22 protein-coding genes are annotated in these 26,481 nt (G+C 65.0%); 12 read left to right on the forward strand and 10 right to left on the reverse strand.

What is annotated here, in order from left to right; translation table 11 throughout:
* Positions 1-7: 7 nt before the first annotated feature.
* The 9 genes from V6N07_RS09835 to V6N07_RS09875 form a co-directional block, all read right to left on the reverse strand.
* Complete coding sequence (locus tag V6N07_RS09835) at positions 8-2,794, reverse strand: tetratricopeptide repeat protein (RefSeq protein WP_371156013.1); 2,787 nt, start codon at positions 2,792-2,794, stop codon at positions 8-10.
* Between the two features lie 27 nt (positions 2,795-2,821).
* Positions 2,822-3,457: a hypothetical protein gene (locus tag V6N07_RS09840; RefSeq protein WP_371156015.1), complete on the reverse strand. Its 636-nt coding sequence runs from the start codon at positions 3,455-3,457 to the stop codon at positions 2,822-2,824.
* A gap of 14 nt (positions 3,458-3,471) precedes the next feature.
* Positions 3,472-4,902 (reverse strand): hypothetical protein, encoded by a 1,431-nt coding sequence (locus V6N07_RS09845; RefSeq protein ID WP_371156016.1) that lies wholly within the window; start codon positions 4,900-4,902, stop codon positions 3,472-3,474.
* Positions 4,899-5,726: a hypothetical protein gene (locus V6N07_RS09850; protein WP_371156017.1), complete on the reverse strand. Its 828-nt coding sequence runs from the start codon at positions 5,724-5,726 to the stop codon at positions 4,899-4,901. Before V6N07_RS09850 ends, V6N07_RS09845 begins: the two co-directional genes overlap by 4 nt.
* Positions 5,726-6,784 carry a hypothetical protein gene (locus V6N07_RS09855; RefSeq protein ID WP_371156019.1) on the reverse strand — a complete coding sequence of 353 codons (1,059 nt, stop codon included), beginning with the start codon at positions 6,782-6,784 and terminating at the stop codon, positions 5,726-5,728. Before V6N07_RS09855 ends, V6N07_RS09850 begins: the two co-directional genes overlap by 1 nt.
* A 9-nt stretch (positions 6,785-6,793) precedes the next feature.
* Positions 6,794-8,233, reverse strand: a complete 1,440-nt coding sequence (locus V6N07_RS09860) for an MBOAT family protein (protein WP_371156020.1) — start codon at positions 8,231-8,233, stop codon at positions 6,794-6,796.
* Positions 8,234-8,236: 3 nt separating this feature from the next.
* The gene (locus tag V6N07_RS09865) at positions 8,237-9,640 is read right to left on the reverse strand and encodes a NosD domain-containing protein (protein WP_371156022.1); all 1,404 of its coding nucleotides are present in this window, start codon (positions 9,638-9,640) and stop codon (positions 8,237-8,239) included.
* 108 nt (positions 9,641-9,748) lie between these two features.
* Positions 9,749-10,819, reverse strand: coding sequence for a hypothetical protein (locus tag V6N07_RS09870; protein WP_371156023.1), 1,071 nt, complete (start codon positions 10,817-10,819; stop codon positions 9,749-9,751).
* A 3-nt stretch (positions 10,820-10,822) separates the two neighbouring features.
* Positions 10,823-12,298, reverse strand: coding sequence for a glycosyltransferase (locus V6N07_RS09875; protein ID WP_371156025.1), 1,476 nt, complete (start codon positions 12,296-12,298; stop codon positions 10,823-10,825).
* Between the two features lie 676 nt (positions 12,299-12,974).
* Here V6N07_RS09875 and V6N07_RS09880 point away from each other — a divergent pair.
* The 11 genes from V6N07_RS09880 to V6N07_RS09930 all read left to right on the forward strand — a co-directional run bounded on the left by V6N07_RS09880 (position 12,975) and on the right by V6N07_RS09930 (position 24,074).
* The gene (locus V6N07_RS09880; protein ID WP_371156027.1) at positions 12,975-13,349 is read left to right on the forward strand and encodes a c-type cytochrome; all 375 of its coding nucleotides are present in this window, start codon (positions 12,975-12,977) and stop codon (positions 13,347-13,349) included.
* Positions 13,350-13,425: 76 nt separating this feature from the next.
* Positions 13,426-15,321, forward strand: coding sequence for a DEAD/DEAH box helicase (locus V6N07_RS09885; protein WP_371156029.1), 1,896 nt, complete (start codon positions 13,426-13,428; stop codon positions 15,319-15,321).
* A 38-nt stretch (positions 15,322-15,359) separates the two neighbouring features.
* Positions 15,360-16,019: an HAD family hydrolase gene (locus V6N07_RS09890; protein ID WP_371156031.1), complete on the forward strand. Its 660-nt coding sequence runs from the start codon at positions 15,360-15,362 to the stop codon at positions 16,017-16,019.
* The gene (locus tag V6N07_RS09895) at positions 16,016-16,954 is read left to right on the forward strand and encodes a sugar-binding transcriptional regulator (protein WP_371156033.1); all 939 of its coding nucleotides are present in this window, start codon (positions 16,016-16,018) and stop codon (positions 16,952-16,954) included. Before V6N07_RS09890 ends, V6N07_RS09895 begins: the two co-directional genes overlap by 4 nt.
* A 121-nt stretch (positions 16,955-17,075) precedes the next feature.
* The gene (locus tag V6N07_RS09900) at positions 17,076-18,374 is read left to right on the forward strand and encodes a sugar ABC transporter substrate-binding protein (protein WP_371156035.1); all 1,299 of its coding nucleotides are present in this window, start codon (positions 17,076-17,078) and stop codon (positions 18,372-18,374) included.
* 130 nt (positions 18,375-18,504) lie between these two features.
* The gene (locus V6N07_RS09905; protein ID WP_371156037.1) at positions 18,505-19,371 is read left to right on the forward strand and encodes a carbohydrate ABC transporter permease; all 867 of its coding nucleotides are present in this window, start codon (positions 18,505-18,507) and stop codon (positions 19,369-19,371) included.
* Positions 19,372-19,384: 13 nt separating this feature from the next.
* A complete protein-coding gene (locus V6N07_RS09910; RefSeq protein ID WP_371156039.1) occupies positions 19,385-20,215 on the forward strand; it encodes a carbohydrate ABC transporter permease in 831 nt (276 codons plus the stop codon).
* Positions 20,215-21,213 (forward strand): ABC transporter ATP-binding protein, encoded by a 999-nt coding sequence (locus V6N07_RS09915; protein ID WP_371156041.1) that lies wholly within the window; start codon positions 20,215-20,217, stop codon positions 21,211-21,213. The genes V6N07_RS09910 and V6N07_RS09915 overlap by 1 nt, the downstream gene beginning before the upstream one ends.
* A 17-nt stretch (positions 21,214-21,230) precedes the next feature.
* Complete coding sequence (locus tag V6N07_RS09920) at positions 21,231-22,685, forward strand: mannitol dehydrogenase family protein (RefSeq protein ID WP_371156042.1); 1,455 nt, start codon at positions 21,231-21,233, stop codon at positions 22,683-22,685.
* 172 nt (positions 22,686-22,857) lie between these two features.
* Positions 22,858-23,745: an NAD(P)-dependent oxidoreductase gene (locus tag V6N07_RS09925; RefSeq protein ID WP_371156043.1), complete on the forward strand. Its 888-nt coding sequence runs from the start codon at positions 22,858-22,860 to the stop codon at positions 23,743-23,745.
* Positions 23,742-24,074 carry a putative quinol monooxygenase gene (locus V6N07_RS09930; RefSeq protein ID WP_371156045.1) on the forward strand — a complete coding sequence of 111 codons (333 nt, stop codon included), beginning with the start codon at positions 23,742-23,744 and terminating at the stop codon, positions 24,072-24,074. Before V6N07_RS09925 ends, V6N07_RS09930 begins: the two co-directional genes overlap by 4 nt.
* Positions 24,075-24,126: 52 nt before the next feature.
* Here V6N07_RS09930 and V6N07_RS09935 read toward each other — a convergent pair whose 3' ends face one another.
* On the reverse strand, positions 24,127-25,170 hold the full coding sequence (locus tag V6N07_RS09935) for a fatty acid desaturase (RefSeq protein ID WP_371156047.1): 1,044 nt from the start codon (positions 25,168-25,170) through the stop codon (positions 24,127-24,129).
* A 229-nt stretch (positions 25,171-25,399) separates the two neighbouring features.
* Here V6N07_RS09935 and V6N07_RS09940 point away from each other — a divergent pair, with 229 nt between their 5' ends.
* The gene (locus V6N07_RS09940) at positions 25,400-26,419 is read left to right on the forward strand and encodes a LacI family DNA-binding transcriptional regulator (RefSeq protein WP_371156049.1); all 1,020 of its coding nucleotides are present in this window, start codon (positions 25,400-25,402) and stop codon (positions 26,417-26,419) included.
* The last annotated feature ends 62 nt before the right edge of the window (positions 26,420-26,481 follow it).

A 26,481-nucleotide genomic window follows, 5' to 3' on the forward strand; every position in this document is an offset into this window, starting at 1 on the left:
CCCCTGATCAAAGCTGACCGCTCAGCCGGATGAGTCGCGTGATTTCGGCGGCACGGTCGCTGCCCCGGCTGGCCGCCCGGTCCAGCCATCGCACGGCCTGCGCCCTGTCGGCGGGAACGCCGATGCCGAAGGCCAGCGCCTCGCCATAGTCGGCCATCGCGAAGGAATCCCCCGCCTCGGCCGCGCGGTGCAGCCATGTCATCGCATGGGCCAGTTCATCCGCGTCCTGCGCATCGTCCCGCAACAAGCGTCCATAGCTGCGCATCGACGTCGCATCGCCGCTTTCTGCGGCCACACGCAGAATACCCTGCATGTCGATGATGGCGGCGATGCGGGCCCGCACCGCGTCATCCGCGTCGCGATAGGTGGACAGATAGCCGGACAACCGGTCGAACGCGGCGTCATCGGCGGCCTGCACGATCAGGTCCGCGGCGCGTTCGGGGTCGTAGACATCGCTGCCGGGGGTCACGACGATGCGAAAGATTTCCCGGTCGGCGGGCGTGTGCCCCAGCAGGCTGGCCCGTGTCAGCAGGGACAGGGCCGCCGGCATCGCGGAGCGGCCATCGATGGACAGCCTCGCGCGGGCAAGGCCGGTCATCTGGGACGGATCGTTTTCCACCAAGGCTTGCGCCACGGCAAGCCAGCGATCGGTCCCTGCGCGATCCGACAGGTCGCGGGCCAGGTCGACCATCTCCATCGCCGTGCGATAGGTGCAGGGGACGGTGCCCGCCGCACGGGCAAGGTATCGGTCGCGGTCCGCATCCTGTGCAAGGCCCGCGGCAAACACCTGTGCGGCGAAATCACCATCGGCATCGATGATGGGACGATACTGCGCGAACAGGGCCTGTCGTGCCTCGTGCGTCGGGGCACGGGCCGCCAGAACCTGCATCGCGCGCCCATAACCCAAGGCGGCAGAGGCGTGCAGCATGTTCGCCAATGCGGTGTCTTCTTCGGCAGACAGGTTTTGGCGCACCTTCGGTCCGGCAATGCCGTCAAACAGCGTCGGGGTCAGGCCACCTGCGAAATCCGGCCCCGCGGCAAGATAGCGGGCGCGCAGACCCGCATGGATCAGGTCCACGGCCTTCGGATCATTCGTCAGGCTGAGGTCGACCTTGGCCCTTGCGATGAACAAGTCATCGGTTTCGGCATGATAGCCGGACCAGAGCCTGCGTTGCCCGTCGGTGGCAAAGGGCGCCACATTCAGGATGCGTTGCCATTCGGCCAGCCCCACAGGAGAGGCTTCTATCGCCTCGGATTGTATCGCGGCAAGGCGCAGGGGATGGGTGCCGTGGTCAAGGGCAGTGACAGGCGTTTGGTCATGATCATGAACCTGTGTGCCAAGCGCGCGTTCCCGTGCCTGCCAGAATGCCATTTCCGACAGATGCGGGCCGTCCGGGGCGACACAGGCATGGGCGGCTTGCAACATCGACATGGGTTGCGCCCCGCCGCGTTCCGACGCGACGCGCGTCAACAGGTCGACGGCGCGGTCGACGTCTTCGACACCGTCGCCGGTGGCCAGAAGGATGCGGGCCAGAATAACGTGCCCGTCCAGCGTATCGCGCAGGACCGCCTCCTCGGCCAGATCGCGGGCCTTGGCGGCCCCGGCCCAGCGTCCCTCGTCCTCCAGCGTGATTTCGGCAAGGGCGGCAAAGGCCCAGCCCGGTGCTTCCTCGATTTCAGTCAGGCGGGTCAGAACCTCGATCCTGCGCGTGTGATCCTCGGGGGACAGGGTTGGTTGACGGCCAAGGAACAGGGCCAGCTGCGACAGGCCCCGGACACTGCCACCGCGGGCCGCATCCTCGTAGAGGGCGCGTGCGTGGCCCATGTCGCGGGGGGCGAGGGCCCCGCGTTCGTGGACGCGCGCCAGTTCGATCTGCGCGTAGGACAGATCCGCCGAGGCGGCCTTTTGCAGATAGCGCAGCATCACGTCGTTCGCGCGGTCGAACCCCTCGGCGTCGAGATGCATCTGCGCCACTTTCCACGCGGCATGACCGTCGCCCAGATCGGCGGAAAACCGGAACCAGTCGTGCGCCAGTTCGATATCCGGCGTGACGATGCCGCCCCATTGGTATTGCTCGGCAATGCGGACCGTCCGTTCGCAGATATCGGGCCCCAACTCACCGACCAGCGCGCCGAAGGCGGTGGTGACCGTCAGCTCGACAGGCACGATCCAATCGGCGGGGGCGGTGCCGTCCAGCTGTCGCCGTGCCAGGGCTTGCAGGGCGCTGGAACTGCCGGCGAAACCGGCTTCGATCAACAGGGCATCGGCCCGGTCTTCATCCTGTGCGATGCCAAGGCCACTGCGCAGATAGCCTGCAAGGACGGTCTTGCCCTGCGGACCCAGATCCGGGCCAAGGTCGGCAAGGTTCTGGACAAGCCCGCTGTCCGTCAGTTCGGCAAAACGGCCGGAGGCGTCCAGGGCCAGAATCCGCAGGAGCAGGGCCGTCTCACCGAAAAAGTCCGAATCCTGCTCCTCCAGAAGGTCCATGGCGCGCGTTGCTGTGCCGAACCACATGGCGCCGTCGATCTGCAGAAGGCGCCGGATATCGCGGCGGATGTCGGCCATGTCCCGGTCGGGCAGGGCGCGTTTGTCCCATGCCTGCCAGAACCCGAGGGTCGCGTCATCGCCGGGTGGCGACACGCAGATCGGCCCCGGGCTGATGTCCGGCGGGCGGAATTTCAGGTCCAGCGTCGGGCCACCGGTCGCGGTGGTCCCGGATTGGGCGATTGCCCCCCCCGACAGAAAGGTTGCGGCCAAGATCGCAAGGATCGGGGCGCGCAGCATCCGTGTCATGACGGCGGGGGCAGGGGGCATATGGGGCTACCTCAGATAGCTGTTGGGCACGGCGACCGCGGAATAGGCACCCGCATCCCCGGTCAGCACGACCGAGACACCTGCGCGCCGCTTCAGTTCCACAGCGGGCACGGAGGCCAGCACCATCTCGCCTGCGCGGAAATCGAAATCGAGGGTCAGCGGGGCCTTGAGGGCCACGGATTTCGCCCCGGCCATCGGCACCGCGCTCAGCGCGACGGCGCGCGCGGCGGGCACGAACAGGTCGACGCCATCCTGACCGCTGAGGTTGTAGAGCGACACATCCGATTTCGCTGGGTTCATCTTGAGGTCGTCGATCAGGACCAGCGGGGCGGACCCTGCGCGCGCGATCACGGTGTAATGGGTGGCGGGCGCCACATCCAGATCGGTCGCGCCATCGGCAAAGGCCACCGACAGAGTGCTGGGCATCACGTTGACATAGGCCGACAGGCCCGCGTCGAAATCGGTGACGCGCGTACCCCCGATCGAGGCAAAGGCCTGATCCGGGGCAAGGACGCGGATGAAGCTGGACTGTGGATCGAAGGCGTCTTCGTACAGCCCGTCGTCATTGGCAAAGGCACGCGGGGCACCCAGCAGAAGGCTTGCGGTCAGGCCGGTGGCCAGAAATCTACGGCGGTTGGTCATGGTCAAGTTCCTTATCAAGATGCGTCCAAGGAACAGACGAAAAGGGTCGGAGTGGGGCCAAACTTGGCAGTGCTGGTGACTTCGACCTGCCGGGCGCCATCCGGCCAGAGCCCGGTAAGCGGCATGTAGAAACGGCCGGTCCGGCGCAGGCGGTCGCCACGCCGGATGCTGCGCGTGCGGATGCGATCCTCGGCGGACCAGAAGTGGAAGGCGACCGCGTCCGTGACGGGCGCATCCGTATCCAGAAACAGCGTGTCGCCCGGTGTCAGGTCCGTATCCAGATCGGCAATCAGGGTCTGTCCGTTCGGGTCAAGCGTGAAGGGCACCTGCCGCGTACAGGTATCCCCGGCGGCCGCGATCAGTTCCCGCATCGGTTGATCGCCAACCTGGGCAAAGTTGGTGTAGATCGGGTTTTCCCAGACAAGAAAGGTCGGCGGCGCGTTCTGGTAGTCATCCGAGGTCAGATAGGACGTGATCGCCCCGAACTGCGCGCCCCCGGTGATGGCGTAGTTGACCACTTCGAGGTCGGAATGCTGTGCCAGGAAACCGGGAAAGTTCACGGTGGCAAGGTCGCTGAAGGACGTGCCGACGATCGCCACCGGCAGGCGTGCCTCGGCCTCGCCGAACAGATCGATGTCTTCGCCGCCCAACCCTATATCGAGGGGGGAATCATCGCCGAGGCCGATGTCGAGCGGGGCATCCTCACCCAACCCGATATCGAGCGGCGCATCGCCGCCCAGTCCGATATCGAGGGGACCGCCGGGTTGGGCGACCCGTGTCTCGTAGGTTCTGGTGACCGGCATCGGCAACGTCTCGGTGCAGCGCCGCTGCAGGATACGCCGCATCACGAGGACGCCGTTGTCGGTGCCGGTTTCCACGGTCTCGTGCCGCGTCTTTTCGAGGGTGTCATAGACGGGCTGGGCGCGCATGACCTCGGCAATGGCTCGGGCGCCAAGATCCGCCCCGTATGCGTTCCAGTGGGTGTCGGTCGCAAAGAAGGTCGGGCGTCCTGGCTCGGCCGTCAGAAGGGCCGCGCGCAGATCGGCGGTCACGACTCCTGCCGCATTCAGGCGATCGAGGATGTCCGTCTGAACCTTCGTCGCCACCTCCAGATCGAAGCCAAGATCGGTGGCCCGGTCCGGAAGCCAGGCCGGCATGGACACGGACTTGGTCGGGATGGGCGCATAGATCAGGGTTGTCCCGCGCGAGGCCAGCGCCCGCGACAGCGCCGCCATGTCGGCCACGGTCGCATCCGAAAACGGGCGATCCATCCGCATGTCGGATGCCATGCGGTAGAACATGCCGTCCCGCCCTTCGATCGTCGCAAGGTCGGCATCCTGTTCCAATCCGTGACAGCCGTAGGCGCTGGGTATTTCCTGCGCCGTGGCGGGCAGGGTCAGCAAGCCAAGGGCGGCGATCGCCGCGGTGCGGGCAAGGGGGGTCATCCTTCGCCCTCCGGGCGGGTGGGGGACAGGTCGCGGATGCGGTCCTCGACGACCGGCAGCATGTTCCCCGCGATCAGTCGGACCCGCATCGACGGCGCGTCCGATGCCGTCTGCAGATAGCCGAGCGCGAGCGACAGCGCATCGGGATCGTCCCATTGGCGCTGCATCAGGTCGCCTGCAAGGTGCAGGGCCACGGTCGCGGCACCGCGCCCGCGTCCATCGCGCGCGAGGCGGGCAATGTCGTCCGGCATCGGACCGAATGGATGGCCGGTCCGATCGAACCGGATGACGGCATCGATTGCCACGGAATTGCCCGCGATCGCATAGGCCATCAGCGTCTTGCGCAGCAGGTCCAGCCGCGCGGCCGATGTCTGATCCGGGTCGATGGCGGGCAGGATGCGCACAAGACCGAACAGCCCCCCGACGCGTCCCGTGGCAGCGGCAAGGCCGTAGTAGTGGGCAAGGTTTGCGGGTTCGGCGGCGATCCCCTCGGCCTCCATCCGGCGGGGCAGATGCAGGGCGGCGTTGCCGTCGCCCGCATCCGCAAGCGCCCGCAGGTCCTGCAACGTGACCGGCTGATCCCGCGCAAGACGGCGGCGCGTTTCGATCAGGCGCGCATCCTTCAGATCCGCGGAGCTGCGAACGCCGGGGACAAGGGTGACGGAGACGCGCCGCGCCTCGGCGTCGGCGACGCCCATGCGGGCAAGGTTCAGGCCGGACGGCGCCTGTGCCTGCGCAGATCCAGCCGCGATGGCCAGCGCAAAGGCCGCCCCGGTCAAAAGCCAGAGGACGGCCCAGGTGTCACGGGGTTCCGGCAGGCGCATTATCGGGCCCCCGTCGCCGTCAGGCCGGGATCGGTCAGATACCGAACCGGGATTTCCCAGATCACGACCTGTGGCGGCGACATCGGGTCCAGCCGGTCGAGATAGGCGGTCATCGGCGCAAAGGGGCCGCGGCCCTCTTCGGCATGGTTCACGACGTCGCGGCCCAGTTCCAGCTTCAGGGCTTCGGCAAAGCTCCAACTCGGGTTGGCGGAATAGGAGGTTCCGACAAGATCGGTGCCCGCGCCATCATCGCCGAACAGGTCCAGCAGCCCGAGGTCGCTGTCGTCGGCATGCGCCACGGCCCGCCAGGATGTCACCGTTTCCGGTCGCAGACCGACGCGCGGGGCAAGGGTGTCGGACGTCACGTAGGACACGAGGTCGCCCGTCATCGGTCGCGGCGCATCGCGTTCGACCGCGAAGGCCTCCGTGCCGGGATCGATCATGCCGCTGTCGGCGATCATGGCGGCGACGGCGCGTGCGCCGGCGGGCGTCCAATGGGTATCCGTCGCAAGGAAGGGGGCCCTCTGCGCGATCAGGGCGGGCCGGGTGTCGACGGCCGGAATGCCCAGATCGCGCAGATCGCCGAGCAGGCGGTGATACAGCGCCTCTGCCGCCTCTGTCGCGGTCGCATCGGGGGCATGATCCCGCATCACGTCCACCTTGGCCGGCAGTGGGGCGATCACGAGGCGGATACCGGCGTCGGTCAGTCGGTCTGCCGCGGCGGTGATCTGCGCGGTCGCCGCCTGATAAAGGGTATCGTCCACGGGCCGGAACTCCTCCGCCGTGAACAGGTGACCATCGGCGCCGACGACGACACCCTTTCGACCCTCGTCCAGCAGAACATACCGTGCCGCGCCGATCAGGCCGATGGCCGGAGTCTTGTGGGGCAGGGTGTCACGGTAAAGCGTGTCGATGACCTGCGTGATCTCGCCGGTCAGAACGCCCTGCGCCTCGGGCATCCGCACATCCGGCGTCAGCACGAGCGCAAGGTTCGCAATGGCGGCATAGCCGAAGAAGGCGGTCGGCACGATCAGCTTGAGTGCAAGGGTCGGGGTCATCGCGGGGCCTCAGAACTGAAAATACAGGAAGGGAGAGAAGCTCTGCTCGGCCAGCTTCATCACCGTGAAGGCCCCTAGGCTGACAAGGCCGAAAGACACGACGCCCTGAACGATCGGCAGGACAACGGTGCCGTCGGGGTTCACGCGAACGTCGCCCTCGCCCTCGAACAGGGACCAGATCCGCGGCTCCAGCGCGCAGATGGCCGCCGCGAGAATGCAGAAGGCAAGGCTTTCACGAGTGACCTGTTGCCAGAGGGTCGCGTCACCGGCCCATCCGTTCAGGCCAATCATCGCGCGATAGATATCCAGCCCCTGCCCGACGTGTTCCGCGCGGAACATCACCCAGCCGATCAGCACGAGGGCCAGCGTCAGGGGCAGGGCCCACACCTGCCCAGCCGCGCGCCGGTCGTGACCGGTGGCGCGTTCGATGGCCAGAAGACCGCCATGCCACAGACCCCACAGCACGAAGGTCCAGTTGGCCCCGTGCCACAACCCGCCCAGCATCATCACCGTCATCAGGTTGCCATAGGTGCGCAGCGCGCCTTTCCGGTTCCCGCCCAGCGAGATGTAGAGGTAATCGCGCAGCCAGTTCGACAGGCTGATGTGCCACCGGCGCCAGAATTCGGTGATCGATCGGCTGACATAGGGAAAGCGGAAGTTTTCGAGGAAGGTGAATCCCATCATCTTGCCCAGCCCGATCGCCATGTCGGAATAGCCGGAAAAGTCGAAATAGAGCTGCAACATGTAGGCAATCGCCCCGACCCACGCGAGGGCCATGCCGACCTCGCCCGAGTTGCCGAAGGCAAGGTCGGCAAGCGGCGCCACCGCATCCGCCAGCAGGACCTTCTTGGCCAGTCCGATCAGGAAGCGCGCCATGCCATCGGCGAACATCTCGGCGCTATGGGTGCGGGACCGGAACTGATCCTCCAGATCCTTGTAGCGCAGGATCGGCCCGGCGATCAGCTGCGGGAACAGCGCGATGAAGGCGGCGAAGTCGATGAAGCGCGCGTCGGCCTTTGCATCGCCGCGCCAGACATCGATCAGGTAGGACAGGGCCTGGAAGATGTAGAAGCTGATCCCGATGGGCAGGATCAGGCGCCAGTGGATCCCGAGGCCCGCGACGTCGGTGCCGACCAAGGCGGCAATGCTGTCGAGGAAGAAGTTGAGGTATTTGAACACGCCCAGAACGCCAAGGCATCCCGCGACGCCGACCCAGAGCCAGACCTTGCCCTGCGCCGTGTGCCGGTGCCTGGCGACCTGTTGGCCGACCAGATAGGCGAAGGCCGTCGTGCCGAACAGCAGCGCCAGGAAATCGACCCGCCACCAGGCATAGAACAGGTAGCTGCCCGCAAGGATCGTGAAGGATTTTCCCCGCGCAGGCGTCAGGTAGTAGGCCAGCAGGAACAGCGGCAGAAACAGGAACAGGAAGGATTCCGAGGAAAAGACCATGGTTCAGCTATCCTCGTACTGGGTGCAGGTCGCCGGGGGCGGCAACGTCCTGTCGATGCCACCGGCGGCAAGAACGAAGGGCGCCTCCCCGCGCAGATCGCGCATGACCACCGGCGTCAGGAGTTGGATATCCCCGGCCAGAAAGCGCGGAAACTGATCCGAAAAGTCGTTGCCCGTCAGGTCGAGGTGACCGGGCGCGGCCGTTTCGATGCCGGTGCGGTTCATGGCAAAACGGTTGCCCGCGATGCGGGTCCGGGCGAACTCCGGCTGATCGGCAATCATCAGGCCGGCGTGGCCCGATCCGATCATGTCGGTGTCCACGATGCTGGCTTGGCGCGTGCCACGCAGCAGGATGCCCTCATGCCGGGGGGCAAGGATACGCATCCCGGTCAGTGACAGGCAGTCGGACTCGCGCGCCAGGACACCGTGGTGTCGGGGGCGCCAGATCACCGTGTCGCGCAGGTCGGTGCCATGGCTGCCATCGGCGATGGATATGCCGCTGTTGCGGGGGCGATAGATCGCGTTGCCGGCGATGCGCGTTGCGGTGGCGTGGTCGGACAGGCGTATCGCATCGCCCGCCTGTCCGTCGACAAAAGTATTGCGCAGGACGCGGGCCCGGTCCGTGCCGCGCAGGATCAGGTCGCTGCTGCGTCCCTTGTCGAAGACATTGTCGGCAATCAGCGCATCCGCCCCGCCCGACAGGCTGAGCGAGCCGGTATCGCGAAAGGTGGTCCCCGTCACGCGGGAGGGGGCCTTCGGCCGGTAGAGGCCGCTGACCATCACAGAAAGGCCCGCATATGTCGGGGCGTGACCGAACCCCAACCCGGTGACATGAGCGTCCTCGATCATCATGACGCCCTGACCCGCTGTCGCGATGAAGGGGGCGAAATCCGGCGCCGGATTGTTGGCATGACCCGTGGCCGCGATACTGCCACCGACGACATGCAGGGTTCCGAAGTTGACGATGAACGCCCCGGTCCCACGGTCGAGACGGAGGGCATCGCCGGGGCCGACAAGAAGGCTGGCACCCTGTTCGATGATCAGCGGCACGGAAAGGCCACCCGAGGCGAGGGCCGTATCCGACATGCGCGGCAGCGCCGCCAGCAGATCCGCGAAGGTGATATCACCCGACATCAAGGTGATGCCCAGACGCCGCCCGTCCGGTTGCGCCCGAAGGACGGTCGCCTGCGCGGCCGCATCCTCGGGGCGGCCGAGTTTCATCAGGGCGATGCGCAGATCGGTGATCTGCAGATCGGGGTCCCGGCTTTCGAAGCGGGTCTCGGCCGCGTGGTCCCGTGCTTCGGGGGGGGCGGCAAGGTCCGACACCAACGCCGCATAACGTGCCTCGGCCTCGGACAATGCCGCGCCGGAGGACAGCGGCTGCGTAGCCCCGGCGGGCCCGGACAATGATCCGGCAACCGCGCATACCCCGACCAGAGTCGCGCAAAGGGCGCGGCGCAGGTGGGTCAATGCGGATTTCGGATGGGACACGGGGGGAAACCTTCCGGTGTTCGATCAATCGGTCGGGGCGGAGCGGCGCAGAAACGCCGGCAGAAGATGTCGGCGGAAGCGCAGGCGCGCCACATCGCCGGCGGACACGCCTGTGACGTCATCCAGCGTGATCTCGATCGGGACCGTCCGGTTGGCGTCTTCGCGGGATGGCAGGATGTGGGGCGTGACCGGAACGATGCGGCCGTTCGTCATGACCAGCTCGACGGCATCCCCCCCGACGAGGCGGACCGCGCCATCGGCGCTGATGTCGGTATTGCCGACCAATCCGGCGCGACCGGACACAAGTCGCACCAGCGGCGTCCCCGGCAGGATGGTCGCGCCTTCGACGAAATCGCGCAAAGGCTCCAGCGTACAGTCGCAGGGCATCTTCACGCTGATGTAATCGCCTGAGTTCGACACGAGCGAGTAGACGACATCGCCCAGCTCCGCCTCTTCGTCGACATAGCTGAGCTGCCCTGCGGCCGTCGCCAGAAGGGTCTGTCCCGGTGATGTCACCGTCACAGGGCGGGACTCATATGCAAAGACCACGCGTTCATGCGCAAGGTTCAGCGCCATCAATGCCAGACCGGCGGTCAGCGTGACGACGACGGCCCGGCGGGCCATGTTCCGGATCCGATACAGGCGGGACGGTGCCTGAACTTCGGCCTTGGCCTTGACCGACACCGGTCCGGTATAGCCCATCACCCCGTTCAGGGAGACGATGTCCCCCGCGATATGGCTGTTGAGCAGGTATCGCAGCGGGGCAAGGTGCGATGCCGTCGGGTCGGTAAAGTGCAGCACGTAATCGCCCGCATCGCCGCCGACGGTCCGCTCTACCCAGACGTCGATGAACAGGACGATGGAAAAGCCGTCGAAGTTCATCCGCAGGACGGCATCCGTGGCACCGTTCTCGGCACGATCGGGCAAGGTGCCCGACACGATGGCGCGCGTGATGGACAGGGTCCGTCCCTTCAGTTCGCGCCCGTCGACGAGGGCGGTAAACGGCAGGTCCAGCTGTGGATGTTCATTCCCGTGGGCAAAGGCCGGCGGCAGGATCGTGTTGGCGCGCGGGGCGGTCAGATCAACATGCTTCATTCGTCAAATACCTGCCGACAACAAGAAGAGGGCCACGAAGAGCCAGCCGAACGTCAGAACGTTCATGTAAACGGAACTTGCGGCGATCAGGCGCTGGGTCATCGACAGCTGCACCGCGTTCGAGGCGTATGTCTGTCGTGTCCACTTTTGCCGATCGAGCCGGAACAGGACGAAGCTCTTGACCAGCGCGCCATAGAGCTGACTGAAATACAGAAGGAACGGATAGGTGATCGGAAAGCCGATGCGGCCCCTGAAGGCCGTGATCAGGGTCACGAAGACATATCGTGTCAGCATGATCCAGGCGATGTAGACCGCCACGAGGGCCACGTCGAAGAACAGGGCCGCCATCACCGCAAGGATCGGCCCCGAGATCGTCGTCCAGATCGATACCCGCTGATCCAGGATCGACCACCATGTAAATATCCCCATGCGGGACGGTGACAGGCGCAGCGCCCGGCCATTGGTGCGCAGCATGTTTCCGAACCACCGCACCATCAGAACGTTCGCCGAGGCATAGAAGGTATCGCGGGGCTGGGTCTCGGCCGAGATCGACTGCACATCGGGCAGATAGATCATCTGGTAGCCGTTCCTGAGCAGCCAGAACCACGTCGACTTGTCATCACCCGTCAGGAAGTTGACCCGCCCGAGGCGCAGGTGGTCGATATAATCGGCCTGGACCATCTCGATGAAGGTCGGATCCGTGGCAAGGCACGCCCGGAACGCCGACATGCGCCCCGTCAACGTCAGGACGCGCCGCGACAGCCCCATGGAGCACATCATCACCTGTCGTTGATCGAACCGCAGTCTGAACCAGTCCTGAAACAGGCCTGCATCCGGGATATCCACCGCTTCATCCGTCGTCAGGGCGCCGACCTTGGGGTCGGAAAATACCGGTGCGATCTGGTCGATGATGTCTTCGGGAACGCAGGTATCGCCGTCCGCCACCAACAGGACATCGTGCTGTGTCGGATAGTGTCGTGCGATGATGCGGAAGGACCGGGCAAGGGCATCGCGTTTCCCGGTTCCGGGAATTCGGTCGACGATCAGGCGCACATCCCCGTTCTGTGCGGCGGGCGAGGTGGCGTACAGCTGATGGACCAGACGCTCGTCCGCGCCATCCACGACAGATACCACGATGGTGGCCCCGTCACGGGCCTTGTTCGCCGCCGCGAAGATCGAGCGATAGACGGCCATCGTCGTCGCCGTATCGATCATGTAGGACGTGACGAGGAAATAGGCATGCGCCTTGTGGCCGGACGCGGCGAACCTTGCGCGGGCGCGGGCCTTGCGGCGGGGGTGCGACACCACCCGAAACCACGCGGCGCGCACGAAATTGATGAGGGCCCAGCTATAGCGCCAGGTGCCGAGCAAGCCGATCGCAATGACCGTATCACGCGCCGACCCAAGCAGATCCTTGGAGACGGCGGAGCCGAGGATGACGACGATCGACAGGTAGGCGATATGACTGACCAGCATCATCGGCGGTCAGGCGGAATCACCCGAACCGGACACATGCGGCACAGATGCTTGTTTGGGTTCGAGGCGGGGCAAAGATCTCTCCACGCATGAAAACGACACCCGCGACAAAACGCAGCGGCGGCTATCCGCTGGTTTTCATAACAATAAGGAGAGAATTGGGCGGTTTTCCCTTTTGTGTTTCCGAATTGGAAACCGGCGCGGAATCACGGCCTGACCGGCCGATGTCGGGAAAGGACAGGAATGCTGACAGTTAAATTGTGTTGGTTAACAGTTGTTTGACTCTGTTTTTCCAAAAACTCGTGCCCGCACCGACATCCCGTGATGCGCAGCCCTGTCCATGGCCCGATCGACGACGGTACCTGTCCCAAGCCGCGGCAAGCCGTAAAACTGTTGCTTATCTGCATCAGGTGTTAACGGGCCGGGAGGATCGCGATCTGCTGCAAGACCGGGCATCGGCGCCGTGGAAGCCACCGGGGTTGACCATCGGGGCCAAGGCTGGACGGGGCGGAACCATTCTTCGCAGGCCAGACACCTTCGGTCGCCCCGAGGTTCCGTGACGCCGCACACATGGGGAAACGACGGATCGCGTTTCCGGGGTTGATGCGGGTCAAGGTGTCGGGTTCTGATCGAAGGCAGACTGGGCCCTTCCCGGTGAAAGGAAGTTTCGATGCGATTGATGTCCGTTCTTTTTGTCTTGGTTGTCGCGGGTTGCGTCGACAGGGACCTGCCTGTCGCGACCGACGTCGATGCCACGCGCGGCGCCGCGTTGTTCGATGCCTCCTGTGCGGATTGTCACGGGGCCGATGGCCGGGGCGGGGTCGGGCCGGACCTGACGATGCTGAGCGCTGATGCGGGCGGCACCTTTCCGCGCGATGCCGTCATGGCCCAGATCGACGGTCTTGGCCGGCACGGCGACAGCGACGCGGTGATGCCCGAATTCGGGGCCGGCGATATGGGCGCCACGGTCATCGTGGAACATGATGGTCTTGGCACGCCGGTTCCCGCCGATCTGCTTGCGTTGACGACATACCTGGAAACCATCCAGCGCTAGGCCCTATACATTTGGTGCCAACACGCGTAGCAGCCCGCCCTTGGCCGCCCCATCCGGGGGCGGAATGGGAACCGATATGAAAAAGACACTGGCCGACGCCCTTGCCGCGCGCGGATATGACACCCTCACCCCCGTTCAGGAAGCCGTCCTTGCGCCGGAACTGGATGGTGTCGACATGCTTGTCTCGGCGCAGACCGGATCGGGCAAGACGCTTGGTTTCGGCCTCGCGATTGCACCGACGATCCTTGGCGTTGCCGACGAATTCGAACAGGCGGATGCGCCGCTTGCCCTGATCGTGGCGCCGACGCGCGAACTCGCGCTTCAGGTGAAGCGCGAGCTTTCGTGGCTCTATGCCGGGGCTGGCGCTGTTCTGGCCTCGACCGTGGGCGGTATGGACATGCGCGACGAACGCCGGGCCCTTGCCCGTGGTGCGCATATCGTCGTGTCCACGCCGGGCCGCCTGCGCGACCATATTCAGCGGGGGTCCATCGACCTGAACTCCGTCCGTGCGGTCGTGCTGGACGAAGCGGACGAGATGCTGGATCTCGGGTTCCGCGAGGATCTGGAGTTCATCCTTGGCGAATGCCCCGAGGCGCGCCAGACCCTGCTGTTCTCGGCCACCGTGCCGGCCGCAATCGCCAAGCTGGCGCAGAGCTATCAGCAGGATGCCGTCCGCGTGGCGACCGCCACCAAGGAAAAACAGCATTCCGACATCGAGTATCAGGCCCTGAATGTCTCGGCCCGCGATGGCGAGAATGCAATCATCAACGTGCTGCGTTATCACGAGGCACCGAATGCCATCGTGTTCTGCAATACGCGGGCGATGGTGAACCGTCTGACCACGCGCCTGTCCAATCGCGGCTTTCCGGTCGTCGCCCTGTCGGGTGAGTTGACGCAGTCCGAGCGGACGAATGCCCTGCAGGCGATGCGCGACGGGCGCGCGCGGGTCTGCGTGGCCACGGACGTGGCGGCGCGGGGCATCGACCTGCCGAACCTCGATCTGGTGATCCACGCCGAACTGCCGACCGGGTCCGATACCCTGCTGCACCGTTCGGGCCGGACGGGCCGTGCCGGGCGCAAGGGCGTGTCCGTGATGATCGTGCCGCCCTCGGCGCGGACGAAGGCAAACCGCCTTCTGGGGTGGGCGAAACTGTCGGCAACCTGGGGCAATGCCCCCTCGGCCGACGATGTGACGGCCAAGGACCGGGAGCGCATGCTGGCCGATCCTGCGTGGTACGAAGAGGTGACGGAGGGCGAATCGCCCATCGTCAACGAGTTGGCCGCGCGGTTCACCCCCGAGCAGCTGGCCGCCGCCTACATCCGCCTGCTGGCGCAGAAACAGACCGCACCCGAGGATCTGTCCGAGGTGCCCGCCGGTGGGGCCAAGCCCGCGCCGCGTGAATCCTTCGGCGCAAGCCGGTGGTTCGAAATCTCTGCCGGTCGCGATCAGGATCTGGAACCGCGCCGCCTGTTGCCGATCCTGTGCAAGGCCGGGGACGTGACGCGTGACGATGTCGGCGCGATCCGCATCCGCGACAATGCCAGTTTCGTGCAGATCAAGGAAAGCAGTGCCGATGCCTTCCTGTCGGCGGCGCAGGGCAACATCGAAGGTGGCCTGACGTTGAAGCCCGCCGACGGCCCGCCTGCCGACGATCGCGGTCCCCGGCCCGGTGGGTTCAAGGGCAAGCCGGGCGGCAAACCCGGCTACAAGCCCCGCGATGCGGATGACGGCCCCCGGCCGAAAAAGCAGTGGAAGCCCAAACCGGAAAGCCTGACGGCGAGTTCGGACGGGGCGGTCACGGACCGCAAGCCGCGGCACAAGGCCGACGGCGGCAAGCCGAAGTTCGCCGGAAAACCCAAGGGTCCGAAACCGCCCGTAGGCCGTCCCGACAGCAAGAAGAACGTCGCGCGCGCCGCCGCCAAGTCAGGTGGCAAGCCGGGCGGAAAACCGGGGTCCAAGCCGCGCGGCTGACTTGTGCGGCAAGCTGACCCGGGGATAGGGTCGCCGCCATGAATGACATCGATCTTGTAATATTCGATTGCGACGGCGTCCTGATCGACAGCGAAGGCCTGTCCGGTCAGGTTCTGGCCGCGGCCCTTGCGGAAATCGGGGTCTACATCGACCACGATGAGTTCTGCACCCGCATGGTCGGGCGCAGTTTCCCGACCGTTGCGGCCGAGATCCGGGAAACACGGGGCGTGAAACTGCCCCCGACCTTCGAGGCCGATTACAGGGCGCAGTTGCTTGCCCGGTTCGAGCAGGAACTGCAGGTCACCGACGGGATCGAGGCGGCGCTCGATGCGCTGGATCTGCCGAAATGCGTCGCGACATCCTCCAGCCCGCCGCGCGTGCGCCGATCGCTCGAACTGACCGGACTCGCCCCGAGGTTTCCGCATGTGTTTACCGCGTCCGAAGTGTCGCGCGGCAAACCTGCGCCGGACCTGTTCCTGCATGCGGCGGCGGTGATGGCGACCCCCCCTGCCAGATGCCTTGTCATCGAGGACAGCCTGCCGGGCATCGAGGCCGCGAAGGCCGCCGGTATGCCCGTCCTGCGGTACACGGGCGGGGCGCATCTGCGCGGTCGGCACCTCAAGCACGGGGACGATGTGACCACTTTTGAAGACTGGTGCGCGTTTACCGCACTGATGAACCGGGCGAATGTATCATGACCGACGGAAAACTGGACGAAGCGGCGCGGGCCGGCTGGCTGTATTATGTGGCCGGGAACACGCAGGACGAAATCGCGCGCAAGCTGGGCGTGTCGCGCCAGTCCGCGCAAAGGCTGGTGGCCACGGCGGTCAGCGAACGTCTCGTCAAGGTGCGGCTGGACCATCCGATCGCCCGCTGCATGGAACTGGCCCATCGCCTGTCGGACCGGTTTGGCCTGACCCGGTGCGAGGTCGTGCCCTCGGATCGCAACGCCCCCGGTCTGTTGACCGGCGTCGCAATCGCCGGTGCCGTCGAGATGGAGCGTCACCTCAAGTCGTCGGAGCCGCGGATCATCGGTCTGGGCACCGGTCGGGCCCTGCGTGCCTGCACCGAACAGCTTCCGATGATGAACTGTCCCCAGCACCGGATCGTCAGCCGCCTTGGCAACATGATGCAGGATGGCAGCGCCTCGCCCTACAACGCGGCGGTGCGGTTGGCCGAACGGGTCGGCGCGCGGCAGTATCCCATGGCCCTTCCGGTGCTGGCCCGGTCGACCGATGAATTGCGGACCCTTCAGGACCTTCCCCCGATCCGCAACACGATGGACCTGTGCGCGCGTGCCGACGTGTCCTTTGTGGGGATCGGTCAAATCGACGAATCCGCCCCGCTGCTGCTGGACGGTTTCCTGACCCAGGGCGACATGCGCGCCCTGATGGGGCAGGGGGCCGTTGGTGAGATCACGAGCTGGGTCTACGATGCGGAAGGTCGGATCCTGCCCACCGGGTCCAATGAGCGGGTCCTGTCGGCCAAGCTGAATACTGCGGATGACAAGCCCGTACTTGGCGTCGCCGTCGGAATTTCCAAGACATTGGCGATTCGTGCGGCACTTGTCGGTCGTTTGGTGAACGGTTTGATTACAGACGAGGCAACTGCCGAAAGCATCCTTGCGATCTGACGCGAGTCGCGCCTGGCTAAAATCGCGGCGGTATCAAGACCCCCCTTGACAGATTCGTGTTTATCGATGAGCATGTGCCCACCTGATAGGCAATTGCCCGGTCGGGCATTGGGAGGACTAAATGAACAAGACCATGCGCGCCCTGCTGGGCGCTTCCGCACTCTGTGCGACTGGCGGCATTGCGCTCGCCGACGGCCACGCCACCACGCTGACAATCGCGACCGTGAACAACGGCGACATGATCCGCATGCAGGGCTACACAGACGATTTCACCGAGAAGACCGGCCACCAGGTCGAGTGGGTCACCCTCGAAGAGAACGTCCTGCGCCAGCGAGTCACCACCGACATCACCACCAAGGGCGGTGCTTTCGATCTGATGACGATCGGTATGTACGAAGCCCCCATCTGGGGTGCCCAGGGCTGGCTCGTGCCGCTGGACGATCTGTCCGCTGAATACAACGCCGACGACATCCTGCCCGCCATGGCCGGTGGCCTGTCGCACGATGGCACCCTGTACGCCGCACCGTTCTACGGTGAATCGTCGATGGTGATGTACCGTTCGGACCTCGTCGACCTGCCCGAGGCCCCGACCTGGGACCAGATCGTCGAAGCAGCCGCGTCGATGACCGACCGCGACAACGAAATGTACGGCATCTGCCTGCGCGGCAAGGCCGGCTGGGGTGAGGGCGGCGCCTTCATCACGGCAATGGCAAACTCGTTCGGCGCGCGCGTCTTCGACGAGAACTGGGTTCCCCAGCTCGACAGCGAAGAGTGGGCCACCACGGTCAACTTCTTCAAGGACACGATGGACGCCTACGGCCCTCCGGGCTACGCGACCAACGGCTTCAACGAGAACCTGAACCTGTTCCAGCAGGGCAAGTGCGGCATGTGGATCGACGCCACCGTGGCGGCGTCCTTCGTGACCAACCCCGACGACAGCCAGGTCGCTGACTCCGTCGGTTTCGCACTGGCACCCGACAACGGTCTGGGCAAGCGCTCCAACTGGCTCTGGGCCTGGGCACTCGGCATCCCCGCCGGCACCCAGAAGGCAGACGCCGCGAAGGAGTTCATCGAGTGGGCCACCGGTACGGCCTACATCGAGATGGTCGCCGCCAACGAAGGTTGGGCCAACGTGCCTCCGGGCGCCCGTCAGTCGCTCTATGACACCGCCGAATACCAGGAAGTGCCCTTCGCACAGATGACCCTGGACTCGATCCTGTCGGCTGACCCGACCAACCCGACGGTCGACCCCGTCCCCTACGTCGGCGTCCAGTTCGCCGCCATCCCCGAGTGGTCCGGTCTCTGGACCCAGGTGAGCCAGGAACTGTCGGCTGCCTATGCCGGTCAGCAGACCGTCGAGGAAGCCCTCGAGAAGGCCCAGGCCATCGCCGTCGAAGAAATGGAAGCCGCAGGCTACTGATTTCATGGTCCGGGGCGGCGTTCGTCGCCCCGGAAACCCAAGCTGCCGCCGCGCTTTACAAGCGGCGACCTCTTTTTTTCACTGACGCCGCAAGCCGCGATCCAATCGGGCTTCCGCAGGAGAATCGGTCATGGCAACCGCGCATTCCAGAACCGCCGCACGCTACATGATGGCACCAGCCGTCACGCTCCTCCTGGGGTGGATGTTGGTGCCGCTGATCATGACGCTCTACTTCTCGTTCTCGGACTACCGCCCGCTGCGCGGCGTGTTCGAACCTTGGGTGGGCTTCGAAAACTACGTCCGCTTCTGGAATTCGTCGTCCTTCGCCGACTCCGTCTGGACGACGCTGATCCTCGTGGCGGCGGTGCTGATCATCACGCTGACGATCGGCGTCTTGCTCGCCCTGCTTCTCAACGAGCAGATCTTTGGACAGGGCATCGTCCGTATCCTCGTGATTTCACCTTTCTTCGTGATGCCGACCGTGTCCGCGCTGGTCTGGAAGAACATGATGATGGACCCCAACAACGGCGTGCTCAGTCATGTCTGGCGGTTCTTCGGGGCGACGCCACATGATTTCCTGTCACAATCGCCGCTTCTGTCGATCATCCTGATCCTGTCGTGGCAGTGGCTGCCCTTTGCCACGCTGATCCTGCTGACCGCGATCCAGTCGCTGGACAGTGAACAGCTGGAAGCAGCCGAGATGGATGGCGCCCCCGCCCTGTCGCGGTTCTGGTACCTGATCCTGCCCCACCTGGGCCGCGCGATTACGATCGTGACGCTGATCCAGACGATCTTCCTGCTGTCGATCTTCGCCGAGATCTTCGTCACCACCGGTGGTGCCTTCGGAACCCGGACGCTGTCCTACCTCGTGTTCCAGCGGATTGTCGAAAGCCAGAACATCGGCCTCGGATCCGCAGGGGGCATCTTCGCCGTCATCGTAGCCAACATCGTCGCGATCTTCCTGATGCGGATCGTCGGCAAGAACCTCGACGCCTAAGGAGGGAAGTCATATGGCCCGCGCCGTCACACCCCGCCGCAAGGCGATCACCACAGCCGCCGCCTGGACCATCGGTCTGCTGCTGTTCTTCCCGATCCTCTGGACGATCCTGACATCGTTCAAGACCGAGGCCGAGGCGATCGCATCGCCGCCGAGCTTCGTGTTCTTCGACTGGACGCTCGAAAACTACGGCGTCGTTCAGGACCGCTCCGGCTACATGAAGTTCCTGTGGAACTCGATCATCATCGCCGGCGGCTCCACCCTTCTGGGTATCATCGTCGCCGTTCCGGCGGCCTGGTCGATGGCCTTCGTGCCCTCGGCCCGGACCAAGGACATCCTTCTGTGGATGCTCTCGACCAAGATGCTGCCTGCCGTCGGCGTGCTCTATCCGATCAGCCTCGTATTCATCAAACTGGGCATTCTGGATACGCGGATCGGCCTCGTGATCGTCCTGATGCTGATCAACCTGCCGATCATCGTGTGGATGCTCTACACCTACTTCCGCGAAATCCCCTCCGAGATCCTCGAGGCCGCGCGGATGGACGGTGCGTCCCTGCGGGAGGAGATCTTCCACGTGCTCACGCCGATGGCGGTGCCCGGGATCGCATCGACCCTTCTGCTGAACTTCATCCTGGCCTGGAACGAAGCGTTCTGGACCCTGAACCTGACGGCCGCCAACGCCGCACCGCTGACGTCGTTCATCGCCAGCTACTCGTCACCCGAAGGCCTGTTCTTCGCCAAGCTGTCCGCAGCGTCCACAATGGCCATCGCGCCGATCCTCATCCTCGGCTGGTTCAGCCAGAAACAGCTCGTCCGCGGCCTTACATTCGGAGCAGTGAAATAATGGGACAGATCAATCTCACACAGGTCACCAAGTCTTTTGGCGACGTCAACGTCATCCCGCCGCTGGACCTGCAGATCAACGATGGTGAATTCGTTGTCTTCGTAGGCCCCTCGGGCTGCGGCAAGTCCACCCTGCTGCGTCTGATCGCAGGGTTGGAGGACATGACCTCGGGCACGATCGAGATCGACGGGACCAATGCCACCAGCCTGCCGCCGTCCAAGCGCGGCCTTGCCATGGTGTTCCAGTCCTATGCCCTCTACCCGCATATGTCGGTGCGCAAGAACATCTCGTTCCCGCTGAAGATGGCCAAGATGGACCAGGCCGAGCAGGATCGCCGCGTCAACCACGCCGCCAAGATCCTGAACCTCGCCGACTACATCGATCGGCGTCCCGGTCAGCTTTCAGGCGGTCAGCGTCAGCGTGTCGCCATCGGCCGCGCCATCGTGCGGGAGCCGTCCGCCTTCCTCTTCGATGAGCCGCTGTCGAACCTCGATGCGGCCCTGCGTGTCGGCATGCGCATGGAGATCAGCGAGCTTCACAAGGAGCTCAAGACCACGATGATCTACGTGACGCACGACCAGGTCGAGGCCATGACCATGGCCGACAAGATCGTCGTTCTGCAGAAGGGCAACATCGAGCAGGTCGGATCGCCGCTGGAACTGTATCACAAGCCGCGCAACACCTTCGTCGCCGGTTTCATCGGGTCGCCCAAGATGAACCTGATCGAGGGACCCGAGGCCGCCAAGCACAACGCCACCACCATCGGCGTGCGCCCCGAGCATCTGGCCGTCGACCCGAACGGCATCTGGGAAGGCCGTGTCGGCGTGGCCGAGCATCTCGGATCGGATACGTTCCTGCACGTGCATGACACGGGCCTGATGGAAACGATGACCGTTCGTCAGACGGGCGATATTGCCGTGAACCACGGTGATACCATTCGTCTGAGCCCCAACATGGAAATGATCCACCGCTTCGGCCCGGATGGCCTGCGCCTGTGACTGACGTGACTGAAACCATGACCACCGGGGATATCATTCCCCTGTCGTTGGCGAACCTCGATGCCCTGCCTGCGCAGGTGGCGCGTCCGGGATACGACCGCGACGACCTGACCGCGGGCATCGTGCATATCGGTGTCGGCAACTTTCACCGGGCGCATATGGCGGTCTATCTCGATCAGCTGTTCGGGACCGGCAAGGACCATGACTGGGCCTTGCTGGGGGCCGGTGTGCGCCCCGGGGACGCCGCCATGCGCGACCGTCTCAAGGCGCAGGATTGCCTGAGCACGGTCGTCGATCTGGACCCGGCGGGCGCAAGCGCCCGGATCACGGCGCCGATGATCGACTTTCTGCCCGTCGATGCCGCCGTGCTTGTCGATGCGCTGTCGAAGCCGTCGATCCGCATTGCCTCGCTGACGATAACGGAGGGCGGATATTACATCGATCCGCTGACCAACTCGTTCGATACGAAGCATGCGGACATCGTTGCCGATGCGGCCAACCCCGATGCGCCCAGGACGGTGTTCGGCATCCTTCTGGCCGCCCTGCGCGCGCGCCGTGCCGCCGGCACGCCGCCGTTCACGGTGCTCAGCTGCGACAACATCCCCCACAACGGGAATGTCACGCGGGGCGCGCTGGTCGGTCTGGCCGCGATGTCGGACCCCGATCTTGCCGCATGGATCGAGGCCGAGGTGGCTCTGCCCAACGGCATGGTCGATTGCATCACGCCGGCGACCGGGCCCGCCGAGATCGCGCGCGTCCATGCGCTCGGCATCGACGACAAGGCGCCGGTGACCTGCGAGCCGTTCCGTCAGTGGGTTCTGGAAGACACCTTCCCACAGGGCCGTCCGGCGTTGGAAGATGTCGGGGTGGAGTTCGTCGAGGATGTCCTACCCTATGAGCTGATGAAGCTGCGGCTTCTGAACGGTCTGCACGCGGCGATGGGCTATGCCGGTGACCTGTCCGGGCATGGTGTCGTGCATGATGCGGTACGCGATCCGGTCATCCGGTCCTGGATGCTGGGCATCGCCCGCCGGGAGATCGCGCCGACTTTGGCGCCGATCCCGGGCGTCGATTACGACGCCTACCTGCTCAAGCTGCTGGAGCGGTTCGGCAACGATGCGGTGCGCGATACCATTCCGCGCCTGTGTTTCGACGGGTCCAACCGTCAGCCGAAGTTCATCGTGCCGACGTTGCGCGATTGCCTGGCCGCTGGCGGTGACGCGCGGGGTCTGTTGCTGGAGGTGGCGCTGTGGCGTGAACACGTCCGCACCTCGGATACCTTCGCCGATCCGAATGCCGACACCGTCCGCAAGGCCGCGATGGGCGACCCGGTGACCTTCCTGCAGATGACCGAAGTTTTCGGCGACCTCGCACAGAACGCCGTCGCCGTTGCCGGGTTCGAGGAAGCCTGCGCCCGCATCGCCAGCGACGGCCCCCGCGGTGCGATGATCCACGACGCCGAGCGCGACTGACACCATCTGGCATTGTCTGCATGACGGCGGCCCCCGACGGGGCCGCCGTTTTGCGTTCAGTGACCGGTGTGGCGGCATGATCCTTCAGACCCGGTGTCACTTCGCGGGTTGACTTACTGTTATCGGTAACAAACCCTGCTCCGAGCAAGAACTGAACGGAATGGGGGCCGGAATGGCGGGTGCAGTATCCTTGATAGGGGCCGGGTCCATGGGCGGGGCCATTGGCGAGCGACTGGCAAGGACGGGTCAACAGCTGACCGTTTTCGATCTGGATGCGGAAAAGGTGCAGGCCTTGGTCGATCTGGGGGCCCGCGCAGCGGACAGCGGTGCGGCCGCAGGCGCAGCCTCACCCGTCGTAATCACCAGTCTCAATGCGCCAATCATCGTCGAACGGGCCGTGTTTGGTCCCGGCGGCGTGGCCGAGGGGGCGGCAAAGGGCACGTTGATCATCGACATGTCCTCCATCGATCCGGACGCGACCAAGGACCTTGCCGCAAGGGCCGCCGACCATGGCCTGCGGTGGGTCGATGCCCCCCTGTCGGGCGGCGCGCCCAAGGCGGAAACGGGGGAGCTGACCCTGATGTGCGGCGGGGCGGAGGCGGATGTGGAGGATGCGCGCGGCGTCCTGTCCCATGTCGCATCGAACATCACCCGCATGGGACCGGTCGGCGCGGGTCAGACCACGAAACTGATCAATCAGGTCCTGTGTGCCTTGAACTTCCTTGCCGTGGCCGAGGCGACGCAACTGGCGCAAGATGCCGGTGTGGATGCCGAGATGATCCCGCAGGCCCTGCGCGGGGGACGTGCGGACAGTGCGATCTTGCAGGAATACATGCCGCGCTTTGCAACCCGTGACTACCGACGCACCGGCCGGATCGACAACATGGTCAAGGATCTGAACGGCGCGCAGGATCTGGCGCGGCGCACGCATACATCGATGCCGATGACCGCCCTGGCGGCAGAGGTGCACCGCATGCTGACCGCTGCCGGTCTGGGCGGCGAGGATCAGGCGGCGCTGATGGAATACTTCAAGGGACCCAACAAGGAGCACTTCGAATGATAACCCGCTACGCCCTGTTCGAGGGCACGGTAAAGGACGGCCACCGGGATGCGTTTCGCACCGCCGTGCAGGAGCGTCTGGTCCCCCTGTGGCGCCAGTTTCCCGGCAATGTCGCCGTGCGCGTCATGTTCGGAGAGGAGCGTGACGAAGGCGCGCCGGAGTTTCCGCTGATCCTCGCGATCACCTATGCGGACCGTGATGGCATGGAGAGCGCCCTCGGCAGTCCGTTCCGCGCGCAATCGCGGGAGGTCACGGCGGAAATCGTGGCTGCGCATTTCGATGGGCGCATCCATCACCACGTCACCGAAGCACATGAGTGGCTGGCCTGAACCTTGTCACGGGCAACGCCATCACGTTGCCCGCAACCCGCCCCTTGGTGGATCAGGCGGCCAGGGCGGCCTGATGCTTCATCCGGTGTGCATCGCGGAACGAGATCAGCTTGCGCGTGCCGGTATCCCAAAGGTCCAGTCGGGCGCAGGCAAGGCTTTCCCGCAGAGTCATGCGGCCATAGTCGCCCAGTTCCGCATGGTCGCGCAGAACCTCGCTCAGCCGGTAGAAGGGGATGCGCGCATAAAGGTGGTGCACGTGGTGGATGCCGATATTTGCCGAGAACCACCGCAGGATCGGCGGCAGGTCGTAATGCGATGATCCGTGCAGGGCGGCATCGTGCAACTGCCAGTCGTCCCCTTCGTCCCAGTGCGTTTCCTCGAACTGATGCTGGATGTAGAACAGCCACATCCCGATCGACGCCGCGACGAGGGTCGAGGGCAGCATGACGAGAACCAGCGCCTGCCAGCCGCCGACATAGGCGATCAGCCCGAGGATCGCGGCCAGCGCGATGTTGGTCCCCATGGCCGAGATCCAGTATTTCCTGCCCTGCGTCATCAGGCCGAGCGGCAGGCGGTTCTGCAGAAAGAAGATATAGCTGGGACCGATACCGAACAGCACGATCGGGCTGCGATAGGCCCGATAGAGCCAGCGGCCGAAGGCGCTGCGCTGATGATATTCCTCGGTGGTCAGGGTCATGATGTCCCCGATCCCGCGATGGCCAAGGTCACCGGCGTGGCTGTGGTGGATGGAATGGGTCCGGCGCCAGACGTCATACGGTGTCCAAGTGACCACCCCCAGAACCCGGCCAACCCAGTCGCTGACCCGACGATCCCCGAAAAACGACCCATGCCCGCAGTCGTGCTGAATGCAGAAGAGACGCAGGAGGAACCCGCCGTTCACGATCGAGATCGCGAGCGCGCCGAGATAGCTGTATTGCGCCACCCAGCATGCCAGCACCCAGAGGGCGATGAACGGCCCTGCGCTGACGCAGAGTTCGAAGACGCTGCGCAGGTTGTCGGGTTCACGATACTTGGCGAGGGTCATGACCCAGTCGCGTCCGCTGGCCCGCGCGGGCGCGTCATTGTTGTTCGTCATGATGTCCTGTCCCTTGTTGCGCGCAGTCGAACCAGAAAAGCGAACTATTCGCAACGGGACATCATGTCCCGTGGCGCTCAGGCGTCTCATCGTTGCGGCTTTGTCATGGGCGGCACCCGTTCGTGACGGGTGCCATCCCGCATGTCGGCGTGGTAACGTTAACGCGGTATCAGATGACCGACGGATGTGCCTGCGTGCGGGCGATCCGTCCACCGACGGAAGGTCCCGAATGATGCAGCGCAGTGCGCGGATGAAGGACGTTGCAATGGCCGCCGGCGTGTCGGTCATGACGGTCAGCCGGGCCTTCAAGAAGGATGCCTCGGTCAAGCAGGCGACGCGGGCCGCGATCATGAAGGCCGCCGACGAGCTGGGCTATGTCTACGACAGCACCGCCGCGAACCTCAGGTCGCAGAAAACGGACTTCGTTGCCGTTCTGATCCCGTCGCTGAACAACGCCAATTTCGCCGATACCGTTGGTGGGCTGGCGCCGATACTGTCCGATCAGGGCCTTCAGGTCCTGCTCGGCTATACCAACTATGACATCGAGGAAGAAGAACGCCTCGTGGAACAGTTGCTGCGCCGCAGACCCGAGGCGATCGTTCTGACGGGTGGGCGCCACACGGCGCGGACCCGCCGCCTGTTGCAGGCCGCCGCAATTCCGGTGATCGAGACATGGGACCTGCCCGAGGATCCGGTCGACAGGGTTGTCGGGTTCTCCAACGCGGCGGCGATGGGGATGATGGTCGATCACCTCGTGGGGCAGGGTCATGGCCGGATCGCCTTCATCGGGGGTGACACGGACGGCGACACGCGTGGGGCCGACCGGCGGCGGGGGTTTCTGTCGGCGATGGCCGCGCATGGATTGGACGCATCGCGCCTGATCGGCGCGGGACGGCCGCCGATCTCCATGCGCGAGGGGGCGGATGCGATGGTTCGTCTGCTCGACGGTTATCCGGGGACCGAGGCGGTCATCTGCATTTCGGACCTGTCGGCCTTTGGCGCGTTGACGGAATGCGCACGTCGGGGTCTGTCGGTCCCGGGGGATATCGTGATCGCAGGGTTCGGTGCCTACGAGATCGCGGATATCTGCGTGCCGCGCCTGACCACGATCGATCCGCACCCCGCAAGGATCGGGCAGGCAACGGCGCAGATGATCATCGATGTATTGACGGGGCGCCCTGCGCCGCCGCGGATAGATGTGACCCCGACCCTCATCGTGACGGAATCGACGGCGATCGGACAGGGTTGAGCGGCGAAGGGGGAGGGGGCGCTGCCCCCGGCCTGACGGCCCCCCCGAGGTATTTTCGGTCA

Origin of the sequence: Jannaschia sp. 2305UL9-9 (genome assembly GCF_041403465.1) — a bacterium.
Lineage (GTDB): Bacteria > Pseudomonadota > Alphaproteobacteria > Rhodobacterales > Rhodobacteraceae > Jannaschia.